Genomic DNA, 25136 nt, shown 5'->3' with positions numbered 1-25136 from the left:
CTATGCAACAAATACTCAATGTCTGAACGATGAGCAAAACACTATGGCACGCTTTTTTAAGCCTCAAAAACGTACAACTGATACCAAGCATAAAGAAATCACGATTAGCCGCTTAGATCACCAAGGTGCAGGTATTGGTCATTTAAATGGTAAATCTGTCTTTGTTGATGGTTTACTTCCCACTGAAACCGCAGTGGTGCAGTTAACTGAAGATAAAAAAAATTACGCTCGTGCTAGAGTAATTAAACGCCTTTCAGACAGTAATGCCCGTATTAAACCCCATTGTGCGATCTATGACCAGTGTGGTGGTTGTAATTTGCAGCATTTATCGCATCAAGGTCAAGTTATTGCTAAACAACAAGTGCTAAGTGAATTGATGGCAAAGTTTGCTGTTATGGATCAAGCAGATTGCATTCAACAACCCCCAATCATTAGTGAGTCGCTGCATTATCGTCGTTGTGCTCGCTTTGCGGTTCGCGTTGAAAATAATGGCCAGTTGCAGTTTGGTTTCCGTAAAAAGCAAAGTAACGACATTGTTGATGTCAACGTGTGTCCCGTGTTAGCACAGCCATTAAATGATTTATTGCCGCCATTACGTGAGTTATTACAAAGCCTAAAAGGACGTCGATTCATTGGCCACCTTGAATTGACTCATGCTGATAATGGCTGTGTGGTATTGATTCGCCATTTAGCGCCTTTTAATACTGACGATAGTGCACTTATTCAAGCATTTGCTGCCAAACATAATGTGATGCTGTTTTTAGCACCGGAAACCGATGAATTAGTGCAGTGTTATGGTGAACAACCATATTATGACATTGACGGCCTTAAATTGACCTTTTCACCGAAAGACTTTATTCAAGTTAATGGTGATGTAAATGTTAAAATGGTCGCTCAAGCTATCGAATGGTTAGATGTTCAGCCCCAAGATAGGGTATTAGATTTATTCTGTGGTTTGGGTAACTTTAGTTTGCCATTAGCCAAGCGTGCGAAAGCGGTGGTTGGGGTCGAAGGTATTGATGATATGGTTTTACGCGCCACAGACAATGCTCAAGCAAACGCACAATATAATGCTACTTTTTATCAAGCCAATTTAGAACAAGACGTAACTAAATTAGTGTGGGCACAAGAGCAATTTGATAAAATTTTATTAGATCCTGCACGTGCTGGTGCTGCTGGTGTAATGCAACATGTGGTTAAGCTCGCCCCTAATAAAGTGGTGTATGTGTCGTGTAATCCGGCAACATTGGCGCGTGACAGCCAAGTGCTATTGCAAAAAGGTTACCAGTTAGAGCGGTTGGGTATGTTGGATATGTTCCCACATACGGGTCATTTAGAATCCATGGCATTATTTGTAAAGGTTCAAAAAAAGCAGAAAAAATAGTGACAGCAATTATATTTATTGCCATTAAATAGCAAACAGGACAGAGACATGGTCGCAGTACGTGGAGCACATCTAAAACAAAACACGACGTTTGAGCTCGCCTCATGGGTCGAAAGTTTACGTTTGGATGCAAAAACGTTTGGACGTTTAGAAGGAACTTATTTGCGTTGTCAGGAGCTGGTTATTGATCAAGAAAACGGGGCGTTGCTGTTATGGCGCGGTCGTGAAATGGTCGAGATTCTGGTGACGTTAAGCATGGATACCGATACGTTAATATCGGCAATGCTATATCCATTAGTTGAAGCGGGTTGTTATAGCCATGAACAAGTAAAAGAAGATTACAACGGCACTATTTTGCATTTGATCGAAGGTGTTGAACAGATGTATGCCATTAGCCAGTTGAAATCAACGGCTGAAGAAACGGCTCAATCCGCGCAGGTCGATAGCATTCGACGGATGTTGCTATCAATGGTCGATGATTTCCGCTGTGTGGTGATTAAACTTGCCGAGCGTATCTGTAATCTGCGTGAAGTTAAAAATGAACCCGATGCTGTACGTCGGGTTGCAGCGCAAGAGTGTGCCAATATTTATGCGCCGTTAGCAAACCGGTTGGGTATTGGGCAGTTGAAATGGGAAATTGAAGATTATGCTTTCCGATATCAACACCCAGAAGTCTATAAGCAAATAGCCAAACAGCTTTCAGAACGTCGTATTGATCGTGAAGGTTACATTACCCACTTTGTCGATGATTTATCTGACGCAATGCGGGCTTCAAATATTCGCGCCGAAGTACAAGGTCGACCTAAGCATATCTATAGTATTTGGCGTAAAATGCAGAAGAAGAGCTTAGAATTTGATGAGCTGTTTGATGTACGTGCAGTGCGAATTGTCGCTGAAGAATTGCAAGATTGTTATGCCGCGTTAGGGGTCGTGCACACTAAATATCGTCACTTACCGAAAGAGTTTGATGATTATGTCGCCAACCCTAAACCGAACGGTTATCAGTCGATTCATACGGTAGTACTCGGGCCTGAAGGCAAAACCATTGAAATTCAGATTCGTACTAAGCAAATGCATGAAGAGTCTGAGCTTGGGGTTGCGGCGCATTGGAAATACAAAGAAGGACCTGCCGCGTCTGGCGGTGCTCAGTCGGCGTATGATGAAAAAATAAATTGGTTACGTAAGCTACTGGTATGGCAAGAAGAGATGTCAGATTCTGGTGAGATGCTGGATGAGCTTCGTAGCCAAGTATTTGATGATCGTGTTTATGCGTTTACCCCCAAAGGTGACGTGGTTGATTTGCCATCAAATGCGACACCACTTGATTTTGCTTATCATATTCACTCAGAAGTGGGGCATCGTTGTATTGGTGCCAAAGTTGAAGGTCGAATTGTGCCGTTTACTTACCACTTACAGATGGGGGATCAGGTTGAGATTATCACGCAAAAAGAACCTAATCCTTCTCGTGATTGGTTAAATCCAAATCAAGGCTTTGTAACCTCAAGCCGCGCCCGTGCCAAAGTACATGCGTGGTTCCGTAAGCAGGATCGTGATAAAAACATTATTGCAGGTAAAGAAATTCTTGAAGCTGAATTGAGTAAAATTCATGCGACGTTAAAAGATGCTCATGCTTATGCTAGCAAACGCTTTAATGTCAATTCACCAGAAGAACTATATGCAGGCATTGGTAGCGGTGATCTGCGTATTAATCAAATTATTAATCATATTAATGCCTTGATTAATAAGCCAACGGCAGAAGAAGAAGATCAGCAACTGCTAGAGAAGCTATCTGAAGCGAGTCATAAAGCCTCTCATACGACTAAAAAACCACAGCGTGATTCGGTGGTGGTTGAAGGGGTTGATAACTTAATGACTCACTTAGCTCGTTGTTGCCAGCCAATTCCAGGTGATGATATTCAGGGCTTTGTGACCCAAGGGCGGGGTATTTCGGTTCATCGTCATGACTGTGAACAGTTGGAAGAACTGCGTCACCATGCGCCGGAACGTATCATTGATACCGTTTGGGGCGGTGGTTTTATTGGTAACTATACGATCACTGTTCGTGTTACTGCGTCAGAGCGTAATGGCTTATTGAAAGAGCTTACTAATACTTTGATGAACGAGAAAGTTAAAGTTGCGGGTATGAAGAGTCGGGTTGATTATAAAAAACAAATGTCGATCATGGATTTTGAACTTGAGTTAACTGATCTAGAAGTATTAGATCGAGTGCTAAAACGCATTGAACAAGTAAAAGATGTTGAGCAAGCTAAGCGTTTATACAGCTAGCTATGATAGATAATAACGAATACAACAATAGGTAGCTTCGGCTACCTATTTTTTTATTTCAGGAGATAATAATGAACAACAAAACCACACTTGATATCGATAATCTATTAACCATCATGGCGAAGTTACGCGATCCACAACAAGGTTGTCCGTGGGATCTCAAACAAGATTTTGATTCAATCGTGCCTCATACCATTGAAGAAGCGTATGAAGTTGCTGATGCGATTGAACAAAAAAATTGGGTGGATGTTAAAGAAGAACTTGGCGACTTATTATTTCAAGTGGTGTTTTATAGCCAATTAGCCAAAGAACAAGACTTGTTTGATTTCGATGATGTGGTTGTTGGTATTAGTGAGAAATTAACCCGTCGTCATCCGCATGTTTTCGGTGACGCAGTGCTGACTGATGAAGCCGCTGTAAAACAAAATTGGGAAGCTGAAAAAGCGAAAGAACGCGCTCAAAAAGCGCAAGATGACAGTTTATTAGCGAATATTCCTTTAGCGTTACCGGCTCTTACTCGCGCCAATAAAATTCAACAGCGGTGTGCCAGCCAAGGTTTTGATTGGGATACGCTAGGTCCTGTTGTCGATAAAGTAAAAGAAGAATTGAATGAAGTGATGGATGAGGTTATTCAAGCCCCTCAACAGCAACATAAAATCGCTGAAGAAATGGGCGATCTGTTATTTTCGGTGGTGAACTTAAGTCGTCATCTTGATGTCAAACCCGAACATGCGTTACAACAGGCAAATAAAAAATTTGAGCGACGTTTTCGCCAAGTTGAAAAAAATGTGCTAGAACAGGGTAAGACTTTAGGTCAATGTTCACTAACTGAGCTAGATCTTGAGTGGGATAGAGTTAAACAGCATGAATGCAAAAAATAATTATTCCCATTTAGGATTGTTATGCTACAAAGGAATGTGAACTTAGCGGCTAAAAGTAGCGAAATGGGGTGAAAACCGAACACATATCACTTCCTTGATTTGAGACAAAAAAAATCTTATGGGTGTGTGATAGTTTTCACGTTGTGGCGATAAATGGTGTCTGGTATACTAATTTCCCGTCCAGATACACTTTATCCTCTACACCAATCTTCCAGGTTTAACATGACAACGAATTATATTTTTGTTACGGGCGGAGTAGTATCCTCTCTAGGTAAAGGCATTGCTGCAGCATCATTGGCAGCTATTCTAGAAGCACGTGGTCTTAATGTGACCATGATGAAATTAGACCCTTACATTAACGTTGATCCCGGCACAATGAGCCCTACTCAGCACGGTGAAGTATTCGTTACGGAAGACGGTGCAGAGACTGATCTTGACTTAGGTCACTACGAGCGTTTCATTCGTACCAAGATGACTAAGCGTAATAACTTTACTGCTGGTCGTGTGTACGCTGATGTGCTGCGCAAAGAGCGTCGTGGTGATTACCTAGGTGCAACGATTCAGGTTATTCCACATATCACGAACGAAATTAAAGAGCGTGTGATTGCTGGTGCTGCGGGTCATGATATAGCGATTGTTGAAGTCGGTGGCACAGTGGGTGATATTGAATCACTGCCATTTATGGAAGCTATCCGTCAACTTGCGATTCAACAAGGTCGTGAAAACACTTTGTTCATGCACTTGACGTTAGTTCCTTACCTTGCTGCTGCTGGTGAAGTGAAAACTAAGCCAACTCAACATTCAGTAAAAGAATTACTTTCTATCGGTATTCAACCAGATATTTTGATTTGCCGTAGTGATCGTGTTATTCCAGCCAACGAGCGTGCAAAAATTGCATTGTTCTGTAATGTGCAGGAAAAAGCGGTTATCTCAATGAAAGATGTAGATTCAATCTACAAAATCCCACAGCTTATTAAGGCACAAGGCCTTGATGATTTGGTATGTAAGCGTTTTGGTATTACTGCACCAGAAGCTGATCTATCTGAGTGGGAACAAGTTATTTATGAAGAAGCTAACCCTACTGCTGAAGTGACTATCGGTATGGTTGGTAAATATATTGAATTACCTGACGCATATAAGTCGGTCAACGAAGCGCTTAAGCACGCTGGTTTGAAAAATCGTATTTCAGTACAAATTAAATATATCGATTCTCAAGATGTTGAGTCTAAAGGTACTGAAGTACTTGCAGGTCTTGATGCAATCCTTGTACCTGGCGGCTTTGGTCACCGTGGTATTGAAGGTAAGATCCTGACTGCGCAATATGCGCGTGAAAACAAAATCCCTTATTTAGGTATTTGTTTAGGTATGCAAGTCGCATTAATTGATTTTGCTCGTAATGTAGCAAACATGGCGGATGCACACTCAACTGAATTTAACGCTGAAACTAAGCACCCAGTGGTTGGCTTGATCACTGAGTGGGTTGATAGCGAAGGTAACGTAGAAGAGCGTACTGCAAAATCTGATCTTGGTGGCACAATGCGCCTTGGTTCGCAGTTATGTCATCTTCAAGAAGGCTCAAAAGCACGTGAATTGTACGCACAAGCGTCAATCCATGAGCGTCATCGCCACCGTTACGAAGTGAATAACAACTTGCTACCTAAGCTAGTAAAAGCCGGTCTTAAAGTATCAGGCTTATCTGCTGATAAGAAGCTAGTTGAGATTATTGAAATTCCGAACCATCCTTGGTTCGTTGCTGCACAGTTCCACCCAGAATTCACTTCAACACCTCGTGATGGTCACCCATTATTTGAAGGTTTTGTAAAAGCTGCTGGTGTATATCACCGCGGTGAATCTGATAAGTAAGGATTACTGATAGCTGTAGCAGTTATCGCTGCAGCTATTTTATTTCGCTTTTAATTTGAAGATAAAGCAGAGGAAACACAATGTCTAAGATCGTTAAAGTTCTAGCTCGTGAAATCATCGACTCACGTGGCAACCCAACAATTGAAGCTGAAGTTCACCTAGAAGGTGGTTTCGTTGGTATGGCTGCTGCACCGTCTGGTGCTTCTACTGGTTCTCGTGAAGCTCTTGAGCTTCGTGATGGCGACAAATCTCGTTTCCTTGGTAAAGGCGTTCTTAAAGCTGTTGCTGCTGCAAACGGTCCAATCGCTGAAGTACTTATGGGTAAAGACGCGACTGATCAAGCTGCAATCGACCAACTTATGATCGACCTTGATGGTACTGAAAATAAATCTAACTTTGGTGCTAACGCAATCCTAGCTGTTTCTCTAGCGAACGCAAAAGCAGCTGCTGCATCTAAAGGCATGCCTTTATACGAGCACATTGCTGAGCTAAACGGTACTGCTGGTCAGTTCTCTATGCCTCTACCTATGATGAACATCATCAACGGTGGCGAGCACGCTGACAACACTGTAGATATTCAAGAGTTTATGATTCAGCCAGTAGGTGCTAAGTCACTTCGTGAAGCTGTACGTATGGGTTCTGAAGTATTCCACAGCCTAGCGAAAGTTCTTAAATCTAAGGGCATGAGCACAGCTGTAGGTGACGAAGGTGGTTTCGCACCAAACCTTGAGTCAAACGAAGCGGCTCTTAAAGCTATTCAAGAAGCTGTTGAAGCTGCAGGTTACGAGCTAGGTACAGATATTACTCTAGCAATGGACTGTGCTGCTTCTGAGTTCTACAACAAAGAACAAGGTATCTACGACCTTAAAGGTGAAGGCAAGCAATTCACTTCAGAAGAGTTTAACTTCTTCCTTAAAGATCTAGTAGACAAGTTCCCAGCTATCGTTTCTATCGAAGATGGCCTAGACGAATCAGATTGGGCTGGCTTCAAGCACCAAACTGAAATCCTAGGTGACAAGATTCAACTAGTTGGTGACGATCTATTCGTTACAAACACTAAGATCTTTGCTGAAGGTATTGAGAAAGGCATCACTAACTCAATCCTAATCAAGCTAAACCAAATCGGTTCTCTAACTGAAACGCTAGCTTGTATCAAAATGGCTAAAGACGCTGGTTACACTGCTGTTATCTCTCACCGTTCAGGCGAGACAGAAGACGCAACTATCGCTGATCTAGCGGTAGGTACAGCTGCAGGTCAAATCAAAACTGGTTCTATGAGCCGTTCTGACCGTGTTGCTAAGTACAACCAACTTATCCGTATCGAAGAAGCACTAGGTGAACGTGCTGTTTTCAACGGTCTTAAAGAAGTTAAAGGCCAAGCTTAATTTTTTAAGCTAATAATTGAGCTTGCTCAATTAGCCTAAATCAAACCGTCTCTTAGGAGGCGGTTTTTTTTGGTGAAAAAATCACGCTGCTATAAATATCGCTAAAAAATGTTTTTTTGTTTGATTTAACAGCAAAATTGACACTCAACTAGCACTGTATCAACTCTATCGCCATAATAGTGGTCACAATAAGCCGATTATGGGATTATTACGGTTTCGCAGCATGCATTCCAATTACTCACCGTTAGTGGTTGATTGGAATGTATATTGTAGGCATTGACATTTACGCTGATTTTGAAGGGGAACCATGCGTCTGTTTATCATTATCCTGCTAGTGGTTTTAGCTTGGCTGCAATACGATTTTTGGGACGGTAAAAACGGTATGAATGAATATACCGCAGTAAAAGAAAGCGTTGTTTTACAACAAGCGGCTAATACTGAATTACAACAACGAAACCAACAAATGTATGCTGAAATTAAAGATCTTCATGGTGGAAAAGAAGCAGTAGAAGAACGCGCTCGTAATGATTTAGGCTTAATTAAACCCGGTGAAACCTTTGTTCGTGTTCTGGGTGATAGTAACTGATTGTTCGCGTTTTTATTGTGAGTAATAAAGCTGATGATGACTGAAGAATTTATTGCCGTAGTACCTGCGGCAGGAGTAGGCAGTCGAATGGCTGCTGATCGCCCTAAGCAATATCTTCATATTGCAGGTAAAACGATTTTAGAACATACCGTTGATCGTTTATTGAGTTTAACTGAAATTACGCGAGTCGTGATTGCTGTTAGTGCCGATGATCCTTACTTTCCGCAATTACCGTTAGCGACCGATCCACGGATCACGGTGGTAAATGGCGGTGCAGAACGGGCTGATTCAGTATTTGCAGGGTTAGCTGCGATTGAGAATGATAATGCCTGGGTATTGGTGCATGATGCGGCGCGACCGTGTGTTCGCCAAGCGGATTTACAGGCATTGATCTCAACCGCAGTTAACAGTGACTGTGGTGCAATTTTAGCGGCACCGGTACGTGATACCATGAAACGCGGTCATTACAACGCAGCGCACCCCCACATTACTCATACGGTAGATCGGGAAAATTTATGGCATGCGTTAACGCCACAAATGTTTCGGGTTGGACAATTACGTGAATCGTTAACCACCGCTTTAGCCCAAGGCGCTACGATCACTGATGAAGCCTCGGCATTAGAATTTTGTGGCCATACGCCACTGCTAGTCGCTGGACGAAGTGATAACCTCAAGGTAACCCAGCCAGAAGATTTAGCTTTGGCTGAGTTTTATCTCCAACTTTTATTAAAGGAACAACATTAATGCGTATTGGTCATGGTTTTGACGTGCATAAATTTGGTGGCGTAGGTCCAGTTATTATTGGTGGCGTTGCGGTTCCTTATGAACAAGGTTTAATTGCTCACTCTGATGGCGATGTTGCTTTGCATGCGGTTTGTGATGCGTTATTAGGGGCAATTGGTGCTGGCGATATTGGCCGTCATTTCCCTGATACCGATGCTGAGTGGGCAGGAGCCGATAGTCGATTTTTACTGCGTGATGTCTATAACAAGGTCAAAGCCGCTGGCTATTGCCTTGGTAATTTGGATGTTACGATTATTGCCCAAGCACCTAAAATGGCACCGCATATTACCGCGATGTGCCAAGCTATTGCTGAAGATCTTGAAACCGATCTTACAAATATTAATGTTAAAGCAACCACTTCTGAACGTTTAGGATTTACTGGACGTAAAGAAGGTATTGCTTGTGAAGCTGTTGTTTTAATTAAAAAGGTATAATCACACCATGTCGACAAATAATCCCTCAACAAACGTAATGGATTGCTTTAAGTGGCTTCATGAACAGCCTATTTGCCAAGGAAGTATTAAGGCAAACCCACAAGATTTTATCGTTAACGAGCAGTTAGGTTTTAGCTTTAGTGGTGCGGGTGAGCACTTAATGGTTAAAATTCGCAAAACCGGTGAAAACACCAAATATGTGGTCAATGAATTAGCCAAAGCATGTGGTGTGAAATCACGAGATGTGAGTTGGGCTGGCCTTAAAGATCGCCATGCAGTAACTGAGCAATGGATCAGTGTTCATTTACCAGGTAAAGCGGATCCTGATTTAAGTCAGTTTGAAGCTGAGCATCCAGGCATTGAAGTACTTGAAACAACGCGCCATGATAAAAAATTACGCCCAGGTGATTTGCAAGGTAACTGGTTCCAATTACGCCTAACCGATTTAGATCAACCACAAGCATTAGCTGAGCGTTTAGAGTTAGTGAAACAACAAGGTGTTGCGAACTACTTTGGTCAGCAACGTTTTGGTCATGGCGGTAATAACGTCATTAAAGCACGTGCTTGGGGTAATAATGAATTCCGCGTGCGTGATAAGAGCAAGCGTAGTTTTTACTTATCAGCGGCGCGTTCATGGATGTTTAATCAAGTATTATCAGCCCGTATTGAGCAAAATCTTACTCGCGAAATTATGCTAGGTGATTGTCTACAAGCGGCTGGTGATGATCGCACGTTTATTGCAGAAACAATTACGCCAGAATTACAGCAACAAGTGATGCAAGGTGAAGTGGCAATTACGGGCCCATTATTGGGTGATAATGCGTTACCCACGACCGCGGATGCACAAGCATTTGAACTAGCGATTGTTGAGCAAGAGCCGGCTTTAGTCGCATTGGTACGTGATAATCGTATGCGTCATGATCGTCGTCCACTATTATTATTGCCGCAGAATATGCAATGGCAGTTTGATGATAACGGTGTGATCCTTTCTTTTGCTTTACCTGCTGGCAGTTTTGCGACTTCGGTAGTGCGTGAGTTGATCATGCCGCTAGAATCAGAAGGTATGAATGATGAGAATACTGATCAGCAATGATGATGGTATTTTTGCTGAAGGAATAAATACGTTAGCTCAGGTCTTAAGTGATCTGGGTGAGGTAACGGTTGTTGCTCCTGATCGAAATCGATCAGGAGCGTCAAATTCGTTAACCATTGATTACCCACTACGTATCCGTCAGCAAAGTGATAACAAGGTCGCAGTTCAAGGTACACCGGTTGATTGTGTCCATTTTGCGCTTACTGAATGGTTAGATGAGTTGCCTGATATTGTGGTAGCGGGCATTAATCATGGTGCAAATTTAGGTGATGACGTGCTTTATTCCGGCACTGTTGCTGCCGCGACCGAAGGTTATTTTTTAGGTGTACCTGCCATTGCCGTTTCATTAGTGGGCGATACCCATTTTGAAACAGCAGCAAAAGTGGTAAAAATCTTAATAGAAAAAATGGTTATGCAGCCATTAGCCACGCATAAAATTATTAATGTTAATGTTCCCGATGTGCCGTTTGAGCAATTAAAAGGCTGGAAAACAACCCGTTTAGGCGCTCGGCATCGTGCTGTTAGTATGATTAAGAAAACCGATCCGCGAGGTCATCCCTTGTATTGGTTAGGTCCTCCTGGTAATACTCAAGATGCGGCTGAAGGAACTGATTTTTTTGCGATTGAACATGGAGCTGTGTCGATCACTCCGTTGCAAGTCGACCTGACTGCGCATGATGCAATAGCCGGGCTAGAAAGCTGGATGCATGCTGTGGAGATCCGATAACTATGCGTTATCAGAGACAAGTTGATAATTTAATTGCGTTATTAGTGGCGAGAGGCATTACTGATCAGCGGGTGTTGGCTGCTATTGCTGCAATACCAAGAGAATTTTTTGTTGATGAAGCGTTCTCTTATCAGGCTTATGAGAATAATGCGCTACCGATTGGTAGTGGGCAAACAATTTCACAGCCTTACATTGTTGCGAAAATGACCTCGTTATTAGCGTTAACACCGCAATCATCGGTGCTAGAAATTGGTACTGGATCCGGTTATCAAGCGTCAGTGTTAGCGCAATTAGCTGATCATGTTTATTCTGTTGAGCGAATTAAAGGCCTGCAATGGCAAGCAAAACGCCGATTTAAACATTTAGAATTATATAATATTTCAACTAAACATGGTGATGGATGGCAGGGCTGGGAAAGCAAAGGCCCATTTGATGCTATTATTGTCACCGCTGCACCAAGTGAGGTTCCCCAGAGCCTATTAACCCAACTTGCTGATGGCGGCCGATTAATATTACCCGTAGGTTATTCAGAACAAGTGTTAAGACTGATTGTTCGCAATGGTGAACAGTTTATTGAAACGGATATCGAACCTGTTAAATTTGTGCCGTTAGTGGCTGGAGATTTGGCGTAAACCATGAGTATTGAGCGTATGATGAAAAAAATAATTCAACCTTCTTTGCTAGCAGTCGCCAGTGTGGTGCTGCTGTCTGCATGTAGTAGTCATACGCCTGCGCCTGTTTCAAATCTTGCTAAAGATTATTCACAATTACAGCGGGGCAGCTTCCACGGCCGCTATTACACTGTTCAAAGAGGCGATACGCTGTATTTTATCTCTTATATGACAGGGCGAGATGTTAAAGATATTGTTAAGGTAAACCGTTTGCCTTATCCCTATACTATTTATCCAGGGCAAAAGTTAGTAATTCCAACCTTGGCTAATCACGCGAGTGCCTCGACACGCACCAATGACGTGGTTGTCACGCCATTGGTAGCGCCATTGGCAACGAAAACGGTAACCCAGACCGTGACGAAACCTGTTGTTGTTAAACCACCTGTGCAAAAAACAACCAACAAACCGGTTGCTAAGCAAGAAGCAAAAGAGTACTCTGGAAATTCAAAAGTTAACAAACCTGTAACAATTAAACCAGTCATTAAACCCACGCCACAGGTTTCAAGTTCAGGCTGGTCTTGGCCGGTAAAAGGTAAAATTATTGCAGGGTTCTCTAACGCTGATAATGGTAATAAAGGTATCGATATTACCGCTGCTCGTGGAACACCGATTCGATCAACAGCGGCTGGTAAAGTGGTTTATGCTGGTGATGCGTTACGAGGATACGGTAACTTAGTGATCATTAAGCACAGTGAAGATTACCTTAGTGCTTATGCACATAACGATAAAATCTTAGTCAAAGAACAACAATCAGTTAAAGCGGGTCAGGAAATAGCTACGATGGGGAGTTCTGGTGCATCAAGCGTTAAGTTGCACTTTGAAATTCGCTATAAAGGCAAGTCAGTCGATCCAATGCGCTTTCTGCCGAAGTAGTTTAGTCATAATAATAATAGAGAGACACGTATAAATTAGAGATGACATCATGACGTTGTAATGTCTTTAACTCGCCATCTGGGAGGCGCTATGAGTAGAAGCAGCACAGCCAAAAAGCTTGAATCATTGACATTAGATGACAACATTGAACTTAATAGTTTAGTAACGTCAACTGATAATAATTCTAATACGTCAGCGTCGACAGAAGATGCTGATATCTCCAAATACGAAACGAGTGCTAAAGCACTTGATGCAACTCAACTTTATCTTGGTGAAATTGGATATTCTCCGTTGCTTACCGCAGAAGAAGAAGTGTTGTATGCCCGCCGTGCGTTACGTGGTGATGAAGTCTCACGTAAACGGATGATTGAAAGTAATCTCCGTTTAGTGGTGAAAATATCACGTCGTTACAGTAATCGTGGCTTAGCCTTACTTGATCTGGTTGAGGAAGGTAATTTAGGGCTTATTCGTGCGGTCGAAAAATTTGACCCCGAGCGTGGGTTTCGTTTTTCAACCTATGCGACATGGTGGATCCGTCAAACCATTGAACGGGCGATCATGAATCAGACCCGTACGATTCGTTTACCCATCCATGTAGTGAAAGAGCTTAATGTTTATTTGCGTACTGCACGTGAATTAGCGCAAAAGCTTGATCATGAACCCACCGCTGAAGATATTGCGCTGCAACTTGAAAAATCCGTTGATGATGTTAACCGTATGCTGCGTCTTAATGAGCGAGTGAGTTCGGTTGATAACCCAATTGGCGGTGATTCTGATAAAGCACTGTTAGATATTATTCCTGATGAAAAAGGCGGTAGCCCTGAAACATCGACCCAAGATGATGATATTAAAAACTCGATTGTTCATTGGCTGCAAGATCTTAATCCTAAACAACGTGAAGTGCTGGCACGTCGATTTGGTTTATTAGGCTATGAGGCATCAACATTAGAAGATGTTGGTCGTGAAATAGGTTTAACCCGTGAGCGAGTACGTCAGATTCAGGTTGAAGGTCTGCGTCGTTTACGTGATATGTTGACTCATCAAGGGTTAAGTATTGAGTCTCTATTTAATCAAGAAGTTTAACTAAGAAGTGTAATCAGACGGTTAATCAAAAAGTATTATGTTGAATATAGGTGCGCGCGTTCTTTTTTTGAACTCACTTTTACGCTAGTAACTATTATAATCTATGATCGTATTTAACAAAAAGGACGCTAAGGCGTCCTTTTTTGTGTGGTTAATTTGTGTGGTTAAAATGAAGCGGTTGTTATTGGCACTTGCCGTAATTGATTATTATAATAATGCTTTAAGGCGGTACAACTCATCCAATGCTTGGCGAGGTGTTAGCTCATCAGGATTAACATTTGCTAGTGCTGCTTCGACTTCGCTTGGCTCAGGGATCAAACTCAGTTGGTGTTCTTCGCGTGGAGGTTGCCCAGCAATAGCGGCAGGTTGCTGAGCTTTCTGGTGCCCAAGAGCTTCTAATTGCTTTAGTTTTATTTTAGCGCGTTTAATTACCGCTTTCGGCACACCTGCAAGGCTAGCCACCGCTAAACCATAAGACTTGCTTGCGGCACCATCTTGAACACTATGCATAAAGGCAATATTGTCACCATGTTCAACCGCATCAAGGTGGACGTTGGCTAAACCAGTGAGCAGGGATGGCAGTTCGGTTAATTCAAAATAATGGGTGGCAAACAATGTCATTGCCGCAATTTTATCTGCCAGCCATTCTGCACTTGCCCACGCTAGCGATAAACCATCATAAGTACTGGTGCCGCGACCAATTTCATCCATTAACACTAAACTGTGCTTAGTTGCATTATGGAGAATATTGGCGGTTTCTGTCATTTCGACCATGAAGGTTGAACGACCAGAGGCGAGATCATCTGACGCGCCAATACGGGTAAAAATACGATCCAGTGGACCGATAGTCACCGCTGCTGCGGGTACAAAAGATCCGACATGCGCCAGTAAGGCAATCAACGCCGTTTGACGCATATAGGTTGATTTACCGCCCATGTTAGGGCCAGTAATAATCAACATACGACGATCTTGGTGTAACGCTATTGGGTTAGCAATAAACGGTTCACTTAACACTTGCTCAACCACCGGATGACGACCTGCGGTAATATTAATACCGGTAGTGGTGGTTAATTGTGGGCGACAGTAGTTTAAGCTATCAGCACGTTCAGCTAAGTTGGCTAAGACATCTAATTCAGATAATGCACTTGCTGCTAATTGTAATCGCTCTAAATGCGGCAACAGTTGATCAAATAGCTCTTCCCACAGTTTTTTCTCAAGCGCTAACGCTTTTGACTTTGAATTTAGAACCTTGTCTTCGTGTTCTTTTAATTCAGGAATAATGTAGCGTTCGGCATTTTTTAGGGTTTGGCGACGAATATAGTGATCAGGGACTAAGTGGCTTTGACCACGGCTGACCTGAATAAAGAAACCATGCACCTGATTAAAGCCGACTTTAAGACTATCAATGTCGTGACGTTCACGTTCGCGAGTTTCAAGATCGGTTAAATATTGTTTAGCGCCATCGGCTAAATCACGCCATTCATCTAATTCTGCATTATAGCCAGGGGCTAATACACCACCATCACGAATGATCACCGGTGGGTTTTCAATGATCGCATGCTCGAGTAATTGGCACAGATCATCCATAGGGGCTGAATCTTGGGCTAATTTACCAATACGCGGTTGTGGAATGTCAGCTAATAATTGCGCCAATTCAGGCAAGTATTGCATTGCGGTACGCATACGAGCCAAATCACGTGGTCGTGCTGAACGTAAAGCGAGTCGCGCTAGAATACGTTCTAAATCACCCATATGACGTAATACTATGGCTGTATCGACAAACATGCCGCTGTCTTTAAAGGCTTCAATCGCATCTAAACGGCCATTTAACTGGTGTTGATCACGAATAGGTTGGTGAAGCCAGCGTTTAAGTAAACGGCTACCCATCGGTGTTGCAGTATGATCCAATACCGATGCTAACGTGTTATCAAACCCGCCCGCTAAATTTTGGGTTAACTCTAAATTACGGCGTGTCGCAGCATCTAAAATTACCGCATGATCTTGGGTATCAAGGGTGATTGCACGAATATGCGGTAGTGCCGTACGCTGAGTATCTTTGACATATTGCATCAAACAACCCGCAGCACATAAGCCAAGATTGGCTTTTTCGACGCCAAAGCCGACTAAATCACGAGTACCAAATTGTAATGTCAGTTGTTGACGGGCGGTTTCTAGTTCAAATTCCCAAACCGGACGACGACGTTTACCTTTAAACGGTTCAACTAAATGTAAATAAGTGAAATCTTCAGGGTAAAGTAATTCCACCGGGCTGGTACGTTGCAGCTCGGCTTGCATTTCTTCTTCAGTTGTCGGCTCGGCTAACATGAAACGACCAGAGGTAATATCGAGCGTTGCGTAACCGAATTTATTATTGGCAGTATAGATTGCCGCAATTAAGTTATCACGGCGTTCATTCAGCAGGGCTTCATCACTGACAGTACCGGGGGTTATGATACGCACAACTTTACGTTCAACCGGACCTTTGCTGGTGGCGGGATCGCCGATCTGTTCACAAATGGCAACCGATACCCCTTGTTGAACGAGTTTAGCCAGATACCCTTCAGCTGCATGGTGAGGAATACCTGCCATTGGAATCGGTTCACCATTGGTCGCGCCACGTTTGGTCAGAGAGATATCAAGTAATTGTGAAGCTCGTTTGGCATCATCAAAAAACATCTCATAGAAGTCGCCCATACGGTAGAACAATAAAATATCAGGGTTTTCAGCTTTGATCCGAAGGAACTGCTGCATCATAGGAGTATGTTTTTCTAAGCCTTTTATCGTCACGATATTGCCTACTCTTGCTGGTTCAACGTCGGCTACTTAAATAGCTCGACCAATAAAATAATGAAGCCTAAGAATACGTGAATCGGTGGATCGAGCAAAGTAGCCATTGGACTTTTTTTATCGTCTTTGCAATGGTGATGAACAGGCGTAAAGTTAGTAGATATACATCAATCTATTAAAGACAATAAATAGAAACCAGCTTGGAGGCACTAATGGCAAATATTGAACAATTGGCTTATGAACTTGGTGAAGTGTTAACAGCTAAGCAGTGGGTAGCAACAACCGCCGAGTCTTGTACTGGTGGTGGGGTCTCATTTGCTATTACTGATATTCCGGGAAGTTCAGCATGGTTTAATCGTGCTTTTATTACTTATAGCAATGAAGCCAAGAAACAAATGCTTAGTGTTACTGAACAAGCATTGGCTGAGTTTGGTGCAGTGAGTGAGGCAGTAGTATTTGAAATGGCCTGTGGTGCTTTAGCTGCTTCGCGAGCAGATATTAGTGTTGCTATTAGTGGTATTGCTGGTCCTGATGGTGGCAGTGAAGAAAAACCTGTCGGTACGGTGTGGTTTGCTTGGGCTGATGCGACCGGTTGGCAGCAGACACAATGTTGTTTATTTAATGGTTCACGCCAACAGGTTAGACAACAAGCAATAGCTAAAGCATTATCGGGGTTAATTTCTCGTGTAAACACGGTTATAAATGAGTGATCTCATCGGCAGAAATTGTATTTGACAAAAAAAAACAAACCAGAACTAGACACTGTATGAATAGACAGTATACTAAGTCTCATATCCAGATCAGTAACTTTATTTTAGCATCCGTTGGAGAGTCAAATGGACGACAACAAGCAGAAGGCTCTTGCCGCAGCGTTAGGCCAGATTGAGAAGCAGTTCGGTAAAGGTTCAATTATGAAATTGGGCGATAACAAAACAATGGATATCGAAACTATTTCGACAGGTTCATTGTCTCTTGATATCGCACTAGGTGCTGGTGGCTTGCCAATGGGACGTATCGTAGAAATCTACGGTCCAGAATCCTCAGGTAAAACAACACTGACACTTGAAGTTATCTCAGCTGCTCAAAAGCAAGGCAAAACCTGTGCATTTATTGATGCCGAGCATGCACTTGATCCAATTTATGCTCAGAAATTAGGTGTTGATATTAATGAGCTACTTGTTTCTCAACCCGATACTGGCGAGCAGGCTTTAGAAATTGTTGACGCCCTAGCACGTTCAGGTGCGGTGGATGTTATTGTAGTTGACTCCGTTGCAGCCCTAACACCAAAAGCTGAAATCGAAGGTGAAATGGGTGACTCTCATATGGGTCTGCAAGCACGTATGCTATCGCAAGCAATGCGTAAATTAACCGGTAACCTTAAACAGTCTAACTGTATGTGTATCTTCATTAACCAAATTCGTATGAAGATTGGTGTAATGTTTGGTAACCCAGAAACCACAACCGGTGGTAACGCATTGAAGTTCTATGCTTCTGTTCGTCTTGATATTCGTCGTACTGGCGCAATTAAAGATGGTGATGAAGTTGTTGGTAACGAAACCCGCATTAAAGTTGTTAAGAACAAGATTGCAGCACCCTTTAAGCAAGCAGAAACACAGATTTTATATGGCCAAGGTTTTAACCGTAATGGTGAGTTGATTGACCTTGGTGTGAAGAACAAATTAGTTGAAAAAGCGGGTGCTTGGTATAGCTACCAAGGTAATAAGATTGGTCAAGGTAAAGCAAACTCTTGCAAATACCTTGTTGAAAATCCAGCTATTGCCGCTGAGATTGAAAAGAAATTACGTGACTTACTGTTAACGCCTGTCGTTGCTGAAACTGACGCTAAAGATGTTGCAGCAATTGATGCCAAAGATGACGACGCTTTTTAATTAAAGTATTTTTTAGCGTATTTCTATCGTATCTCGATACTAACCCAGCCATTGTGCTGGGTTTTTTTATGACTTTATTTTGCATGCGGATGATATTGTTCAAAACTTATTTAATTGACAAACTTAGCGTGTTTTCTGTTTTAATATGGCAGATTAAGGTATGAGCTTTATATTGATTTGTAATTAAATTGAGTCGGTGAGTTTTATTAGGTAGGCGTATTTGTAATGAAAGAACATGTGTCGTTGATACGTTGGGTGGGAAAAACTATTCGACGTTTTACTGAGTGGCTTTACACTCTGCGCCATATTTTTGTGGCTTTGTTTGTTTTAGGTAACAGTGGGCTTATCTTTCACACAGTTTACGGTTTGCCGATCGATCTTTATACCTTATTTAATGTTCGAAATTACGAACAGATTAACGCCAGTTTTTTAACCAATGCACCTTATTTTATGCTGGGTGTGTTTATTGTAATGAGTTCATTTGGACTGTTTTTTCGCGCTCGAATTTCATGGATGATCAGTTTTACCTTAATGCTGATCAATATTTTTTATACTGCCCATATTCATCCTCAACAAACCCATAATATTCACTATGGTATCGCATCATTAGTGTTGTTATTTATGGTGCGTAAATACTTTTCTAAAAGTAGTGTTGCTGCCGGTAGTATCTTTGCGTTAATCAGTGTGATTACTTTATTATTAACCTCAACATATGGCGCGTTGTATTTTGGTGATGGTTTTAATCCTAAAATTACCAGTTTATTAACTGCGTTTTATTATGCGATAGAAACCATGTCTACGGTTGGATATGGCGATATAGTGCCAGTTTCTGAACCAGCTCGATTATTTACTATTTCGGTTATTGTGTCAGGTATTACAGTGTTTGCCACCTCGGCAACGTCAGTATTAGGCCCTGTTGTTCATAGTGGTTTTGAACGACTAGTTAAAGGTAATAGCAAAAAAATGGATCGTACTAATCACTTTATAATTTGTGGCTTATCAAGCCTTGCAGTGAATACTATTAAGCAACTAACGGAGCGTAAGCAGCCGATTACGGTGATTGTGTCGCCGCGGATACAGCAAGTGGCAAAAGACCAATTAGAAGGACTTGACGTGGTTGTTGGTGACTACAGTGATGGCGCTATTTTAACCCAAGCTGGAGTGATGAATGCTAAAGCGGTACTTGCGCTGAGTGATGATGATGCTGACAATGCGTTTATTGTGCTATCAGCGATTGAATTAGCCAGCTCTGCACGTACTGTAGCATTGGTAAATGAGAGTAAAAACATCAATAAAGTGAAAAGCGTTAATCCTGACATTGTGATTTCACCGCAGCAGTTTGCAAGTGATATTCTGGCGCGAGTATTAAACGGTGAAAGTATTGATAGTGATTCGATTGTGGCGTCACTATTACATTCTGTACAAGGGCTATCAGAAAAAGAAATTAATAAATAATATTGATGGGCTTGCCTAAAAAAAGGCACTAATGCTACGTACACAAATAGCGGCTACAATATTTAATTTATCGCCATTATTGGTGAGAGTTCATATGTTCTATGAATAGATTACAACAGGGCTTAGCGTTAATTAGGGATACAAAGGGCGATTATTTGATACATTTCGTCACATATCATTTCCCGTAATAGCTACCGTTGTTTTACAATAGCCCCCAAAAAATTTATCTTAGTTTTATTACTAGACGGTGATTGTTCACTAAGCTTTGTGATTTAAGGCGTGAACGGTTATCGAAGAAATTCGCCATCAGGTGTTTTTCTGTCCTTCTATTTCAAGCATTAATTCAGGATTTGCCAATGTACATGAGCACTGATGAGATTCGCCGCGCGTATCTTGCGTTTTTCGAGAGCAAAGGCCACCAGATCGTGGAAAGCTCATCTTTGGTACCTGCGAATGACCCAACGTTGTTATTCACTAACGCAGGTATGAACCAGTTTAAAGATACATTTCTCGGTCTTGAAAAGCGTAACTATACACGTGCGACAAGCGCTCAGCGTTGTGTTCGTGCGGGTGGTAAACATAACGACCTTGAAAATGTAGGCTTTACAGCCCGTCACCATACCTTCTTTGAAATGCTAGGTAACTTTAGCTTTGGTGATTACTTCAAGCATGATGCGATTGGTTATGCGTGGGAATTTCTAACCAAAGAACTTCAGCTTCCAGCAGATCGTTTAGTTGTTACTATCTATGAAAGTGATGATGAAGCATTTGAGATCTGGAATAAAGAAATTGGTATTCCAGCTGATCGCATTGTTCGTATTGGCGACAATAAAGGCGCACCGTTTGCTTCAGATAACTTCTGGCAAATGGGTGACACTGGTCCTTGTGGCCCATGTACTGAAATTTTCTATGATCACGGTGATCACATCTGGGGTGGCCGTCCAGGTACACCTGAAGAAGATGGTGATCGCTTTATTGAGATCTGGAATAACGTATTTATGCAGTTCAACCGTCAAGCTGACGGCACCATGGAACCGCTACCTAAGCCATCTGTAGATACTGGTATGGGTATTGAGCGTATTGCCGCAATTATGCAAGGCGTACACTCAAACTACGAAATCGATATATTCAAAACGCTAATTAAAGAAGCTGCAGCTGTTATTGGTTATGACGATTTGTCTAATCAATCATTACGCGTTGTTGCTGACCATATCCGTTCTTGTGCATTCTTAATTGCTGATGGTGTTATGCCATCAAATGAAGGCCGTGGTTATGTATTACGTCGTATTATTCGTCGTGCAGTACGTCATGGTAACAAGTTAGGCGCACAAGGTGTGTTCTTCTATAAACTTGTTGGTCCATTAGCTGAGATCATGGGTACTGCGGGTGTTGAGCTAAAAGCACAACAAGAGCTAGTAGAGAAAGTACTAAAGATTGAAGAAGATAACTTCAGTCGTACGCTTGATCGCGGTCTAACGATTCTTAATGAAGCATTAGATAACATCGACGGCAATGTCCTTGATGGTGAAACCGTATTTAAACTTTACGATACTTATGGTTTCCCTGCTGACTTAACTAACGATGTTGCTCGTGAGCGTGGTTTCTCAATCGATGAAGACGGTTTTGAAACAGCAATGGCTGCACAACGTCAACGTGCGCGTGATGCGGGTAACTTTGGTGTTGATTACAATGACGCAATCAAAGTTGATGCTGAAACGACGTTCTGTGGTTACAGCGCGACGGATGGCGAAGGTGTGATTGTTGCGCTATACCGCGACGGTAATGCAGTTGATACTATCAATGCAGGTGAAGATGCATTAGTTGTATTATCAAATACACCATTTTATGCAGAATCAGGCGGCCAGTGTGGCGATAGTGGTTTACTAACCGCTGAAGGCGTGGTGTTTAACGTTGCTGATACGCAAAAGTTTGGCGCGGCATCTGGTCATAAAGGCCAATTAGTTGAAGGCACACTAACGGTTGGCCAACAATTGACTGCTGCTGTTGATTCTGAGCGTCGTCAAGCGATCAGTCTTAACCACTCAGCAACCCACTTAATGCATGCTGCACTGCGTACTATTTTAGGTGATCACGTTGCTCAGAAAGGTTCATTAGTGAAAGCGGATAGCCTTCGTTTTGACTTCTCAAACCTAGAAGCGGTTAAACCTGAACAATTGCGTGCTGTTGAAAATATGGTTAACGAACAAATTCGTGCTAACCATAGCATCGACACTAACATTATGGATATCGACGCTGCGAAAGCAAATGGCGCGATGGCATTGTTTGGTGAGAAGTATGACGATCAAGTCCGTGTATTAAGCATGGGTGATTTCTCAACTGAGCTTTGTGGTGGTGTACACGCTAACCGTACCGGTGATATCGGTCTGTTTAAGATCCTATCAGAAAGTGGTATTGCTGCGGGTATTCGTCGTATTGAAGCCGTAACAGGCGCTGGCGCGATTGCGGCAATGCACACTGAAGATATGATGCTAGCGAACACTGCGCGCTTAGTGAAATCTGATGTCGCTTCTGTGGTTAGCAAGGTTGATGCTTTGGTATCACACAGCAAGCAATTAGAGAAAGAAATTCAGCAATTGAAAGATAAGCTAGCGGCACAAGAAGGTGCGGGTCTTATTAATCAAGTACAAGAAATTAACGGCGTTAAAGTGTTAATTGCACAACTTGACGGCGCAGATAACAAAGCATTACGTGGCATGGTTGATGAATTGAAAAATCAGCTAGGTAGCGCAGTGGTTATATTGGGTAATGTCAGTGATGATAAAGTCGGCCTAATTGCTGGTGTAACTAAAGATTTAATCGGTAAAGTAAAAGCCGGTGAACTTGTTAATTTAGTGGCACTGCAAGTTGGTGGCAAGGGCGGCGGTCGTCCTGATATGGCACAAGCTGGCGGTACTGATGCAGCGGCATTGCCTGCGGCATTAGCGACGGTTGCACCATGGCTAGCTGACAAACTGTAATCACTGGAGAGGCAATGTGGCACTATTAGTGCAGAAATTTGGTGGTACATCGGTCGGCAGTATTGAGCGTATAGAGGCTGTTGCTGAGCGAGTAATAAAAGCCTGCCAGTGTGGCCACCAAGTTGTCGTTGTATTATCTGCAATGGCCGGTGAGACTAATCGTTTATTAGGCTTAGCTAAGCAGATTGATGCTATACCCACACCTCGCGAGTTAGATGTTTTACTCGCAGCGGGTGAGCAGGTGTCAATTGCTCTATTGGCTATGGCGTTAAATAAACGGGGCTATAGCGCAACCTCATTGACGGCAGATCAAGTTGTTATCCATACCGATAGTAACTTTAATAATGCCACAATCCATGAGGTTGAAACCCAGAATATGACCACATTACTTGGCCAAGGCAACATTGTTGTCGTGGCCGGTTTCCAAGGGCGTGACATTGATGGCAATGTCACAACCTTAGGACGTGGCGGGTCAGATACCACTGCGGTTGCTATTGCTAGTGCACTTAATGCAGACGAATGTCAGATCTTTACTGATGTTGATGGGGTATATTCTACTGATCCAAGAATTGTACCAAGTGCAGCGCGTTTAGACGTTATTCACTTTGATTACATGACTTGCATGGCGCGCTTAGGGGCAAAAGTGCTACAATTACAGTCTGTAGAGTATGCATGCCAACATCGCGTTCCATTACGTGTTCTTTCTTCGTTTGAAGAAGGGCAGGGGACGTTAGTGAATTTTGATGTAATGAGTAATCAGAACATCATTGGCGTAGCACTCCAAAGGCAGCAGGTTTTAGTTAATATTGCACTACCGGCAACTGTTCTTAATGAGCAGTTAGGCCTATATGGTTTGACAGCTTGGAATTTATCAACTAATTCTAGTGATGATATATCACAAATCGTTATTTCCAATGATGATTTAGCGCGTTTAAGGCTAGTGTTTGATAGCAAAATGCGCCATATTGGTATGGTCTCTATACTTTCTTTGATCGGAAAGGATATTCAGCAACATTTGGCATCTGTTCAAATGGCGCTGCAAGAGGCTGGTATTACAGTGCATACATATCAGGGCGATAAGAAATGCTTGTCTTTATTGATTAATGAAGATGATCATCTTGCAGCTGTTGATTTAGTCCATGAAAAATTTGTGGTTGATGGCCAGTGTTTAGGTAATCTATCGCATCTTGCTGTTTCTTGAGCTACGGCTATTTACGAAATTGTGAATTTTATTGGATAAAACGTTAAATTCTTATAAGACTGAGATTACTCAAGGAGCACTCGAATGCTAATTTTAACACGTCGTGTAGGTGAAACTCTAATGATCGGTGACGAAGTAACTGTCACTGTTCTTGGTGTTAAAGGAAATCAGGTACGTATCGGTGTTAACGCACCTAAAGAAGTATCTGTTCACCGTGAAGAAATTTATATGCGAATTCAAGCAGAAAAAGAAGCTGGTACTCCGAGTACTGGTAACTACTAATTCGAAGAGGGCTAGGATTGTTATCCTGGCCTTTTTTGTGCCTGTAGAAAAAGTAATGCCGCTTTAGTTGTGATTAAAGACCGATATCTTCAGCTAGTTTTAAAGTCTATTATCTGTCTCACAAAATGAATGTTTTATTGATTACGTTGTATTAATTGCCGCATTGCTTACTAAGTGCGCATTCGCACGATGAGTGTTGGTTTTTATCAATAAAGTGTTTGACTTATTTTCGGCTAACAGTAATATGTGCCTCCACAACACGGTGAGGTGGCCGAGAGGCTGAAGGCGCTCCCCTGCTAAGGGAGTATACGGTTTATCCCGTATCGAGGGTTCGAATCCCTCCTTCACCGCCATTATTTTTTAATGGATATTGTGAACGCTTTCTTATTGATTTAATTATCTTAATTTGGGATAATGCAACGGTAATAAAGCACAGTGCGCGCGTAGCTCAGCTGGATAGAGTACTTGGCTACGAACCAGGCGGTCGGAGGTTCG

At 42.3% G+C, this 25136-nt stretch carries 20 protein-coding genes and 1 tRNA gene; 20 read left to right on the top strand and 1 reads right to left on the bottom strand.

Annotation, left to right across the window (positions count from 1 at the left end; translation table 11 throughout):
• The first annotated feature begins 43 nt into the window (after nt 1-43).
• The 13 genes from rlmD (at nt 44) to rpoS (ending at nt 14049) form a co-directional block, all read left to right on the top strand.
• A complete protein-coding gene (rlmD, locus tag BTO21_RS09840; RefSeq protein WP_045029267.1) occupies nt 44-1384 on the top strand; it encodes a 23S rRNA (uracil(1939)-C(5))-methyltransferase RlmD in 1341 nt (446 codons plus the stop codon).
• A 48-nt stretch (nt 1385-1432) separates the two neighbouring features.
• Complete coding sequence (gene relA / locus BTO21_RS09835) at nt 1433-3670, top strand: GTP diphosphokinase (protein ID WP_105026783.1); 2238 nt, start codon at nt 1433-1435, stop codon at nt 3668-3670.
• A gap of 71 nt (nt 3671-3741) precedes the next feature.
• Nucleotides 3742-4551, top strand: coding sequence for a nucleoside triphosphate pyrophosphohydrolase (gene mazG, locus BTO21_RS09830; RefSeq protein ID WP_105026782.1), 810 nt, complete (start codon nt 3742-3744; stop codon nt 4549-4551).
• 222 nt (nt 4552-4773) lie between these two features.
• Nucleotides 4774-6414 (top strand): CTP synthase, encoded by a 1641-nt coding sequence (locus BTO21_RS09825; RefSeq protein WP_045029269.1) that lies wholly within the window; start codon nt 4774-4776, stop codon nt 6412-6414.
• Nucleotides 6415-6494: 80 nt separating this feature from the next.
• The gene (gene eno, locus BTO21_RS09820) at nt 6495-7799 is read left to right on the top strand and encodes a phosphopyruvate hydratase (protein ID WP_065193064.1); all 1305 of its coding nucleotides are present in this window, start codon (nt 6495-6497) and stop codon (nt 7797-7799) included.
• Nucleotides 7800-8106: 307 nt separating this feature from the next.
• Nucleotides 8107-8385 carry a cell division protein FtsB gene (ftsB, locus tag BTO21_RS09815; RefSeq protein WP_045029270.1) on the top strand — a complete coding sequence of 93 codons (279 nt, stop codon included), beginning with the start codon at nt 8107-8109 and terminating at the stop codon, nt 8383-8385.
• A gap of 36 nt (nt 8386-8421) precedes the next feature.
• Nucleotides 8422-9129 (top strand): 2-C-methyl-D-erythritol 4-phosphate cytidylyltransferase, encoded by a 708-nt coding sequence (ispD, locus tag BTO21_RS09810; protein WP_045029272.1) that lies wholly within the window; start codon nt 8422-8424, stop codon nt 9127-9129.
• On the top strand, nt 9129-9602 hold the full coding sequence (gene ispF / locus BTO21_RS09805) for a 2-C-methyl-D-erythritol 2,4-cyclodiphosphate synthase (protein ID WP_045029276.1): 474 nt from the start codon (nt 9129-9131) through the stop codon (nt 9600-9602). The genes ispD and ispF overlap by 1 nt, the downstream gene beginning before the upstream one ends.
• Nucleotides 9603-9639: 37 nt before the next feature.
• Nucleotides 9640-10695 carry a tRNA pseudouridine(13) synthase TruD gene (gene truD, locus BTO21_RS09800; protein WP_045029327.1) on the top strand — a complete coding sequence of 352 codons (1056 nt, stop codon included), beginning with the start codon at nt 9640-9642 and terminating at the stop codon, nt 10693-10695.
• Nucleotides 10673-11422, top strand: coding sequence for a 5'/3'-nucleotidase SurE (surE, locus tag BTO21_RS09795; RefSeq protein ID WP_045029278.1), 750 nt, complete (start codon nt 10673-10675; stop codon nt 11420-11422). Before truD ends, surE begins: the two co-directional genes overlap by 23 nt.
• 2 nt (nt 11423-11424) lie before the next feature.
• Nucleotides 11425-12054: a protein-L-isoaspartate(D-aspartate) O-methyltransferase gene (locus BTO21_RS09790; RefSeq protein ID WP_045029279.1), complete on the top strand. Its 630-nt coding sequence runs from the start codon at nt 11425-11427 to the stop codon at nt 12052-12054.
• Between the two features lie 21 nt (nt 12055-12075).
• Nucleotides 12076-12966 (top strand): peptidoglycan DD-metalloendopeptidase family protein, encoded by an 891-nt coding sequence (locus BTO21_RS09785; RefSeq protein WP_045029330.1) that lies wholly within the window; start codon nt 12076-12078, stop codon nt 12964-12966.
• A gap of 90 nt (nt 12967-13056) precedes the next feature.
• Complete coding sequence (gene rpoS, locus BTO21_RS09780) at nt 13057-14049, top strand: RNA polymerase sigma factor RpoS (RefSeq protein ID WP_065193063.1); 993 nt, start codon at nt 13057-13059, stop codon at nt 14047-14049.
• A gap of 207 nt (nt 14050-14256) precedes the next feature.
• Here rpoS and mutS read toward each other — a convergent pair whose 3' ends face one another.
• Nucleotides 14257-16836 (bottom strand): DNA mismatch repair protein MutS, encoded by a 2580-nt coding sequence (gene mutS / locus BTO21_RS09775; RefSeq protein ID WP_045029281.1) that lies wholly within the window; start codon nt 16834-16836, stop codon nt 14257-14259.
• A gap of 212 nt (nt 16837-17048) precedes the next feature.
• Here mutS and pncC point away from each other — a divergent pair, with 212 nt between their 5' ends.
• The 7 genes from pncC to BTO21_RS09740 all read left to right on the top strand — a co-directional run bounded on the left by pncC (nt 17049) and on the right by BTO21_RS09740 (nt 24994).
• Nucleotides 17049-17546 (top strand): nicotinamide-nucleotide amidase, encoded by a 498-nt coding sequence (gene pncC / locus BTO21_RS09770; protein ID WP_045029282.1) that lies wholly within the window; start codon nt 17049-17051, stop codon nt 17544-17546.
• A gap of 126 nt (nt 17547-17672) precedes the next feature.
• A complete protein-coding gene (gene recA, locus BTO21_RS09765) occupies nt 17673-18725 on the top strand; it encodes a recombinase RecA (protein WP_045029286.1) in 1053 nt (350 codons plus the stop codon).
• Between the two features lie 225 nt (nt 18726-18950).
• On the top strand, nt 18951-20180 hold the full coding sequence (gene kch / locus BTO21_RS09760) for a voltage-gated potassium channel protein (protein ID WP_045029288.1): 1230 nt from the start codon (nt 18951-18953) through the stop codon (nt 20178-20180).
• A gap of 356 nt (nt 20181-20536) precedes the next feature.
• Nucleotides 20537-23158, top strand: coding sequence for an alanine--tRNA ligase (gene alaS, locus BTO21_RS09755; RefSeq protein WP_045029290.1), 2622 nt, complete (start codon nt 20537-20539; stop codon nt 23156-23158).
• Between the two features lie 16 nt (nt 23159-23174).
• Nucleotides 23175-24359, top strand: a complete 1185-nt coding sequence (locus BTO21_RS09750) for an aspartate kinase (RefSeq protein WP_045029291.1) — start codon at nt 23175-23177, stop codon at nt 24357-24359.
• Nucleotides 24360-24443: 84 nt separating this feature from the next.
• Complete coding sequence (gene csrA, locus BTO21_RS09745; protein WP_036793345.1) at nt 24444-24641, top strand: carbon storage regulator CsrA; 198 nt, start codon at nt 24444-24446, stop codon at nt 24639-24641.
• Nucleotides 24642-24902: 261 nt separating this feature from the next.
• Nucleotides 24903-24994: transfer RNA gene (locus tag BTO21_RS09740), tRNA-Ser, on the top strand.
• Nucleotides 24995-25136: the final 142 nt, after the last annotated feature.

Source organism: Photobacterium phosphoreum, from assembly GCF_002954725.1.
Classification (GTDB): domain Bacteria; phylum Pseudomonadota; class Gammaproteobacteria; order Enterobacterales; family Vibrionaceae; genus Photobacterium; species Photobacterium phosphoreum.
The sequence above is the reverse complement of the archived record's forward strand: the minus strand, read 5'-3'. Positions and strand labels throughout refer to the sequence as shown.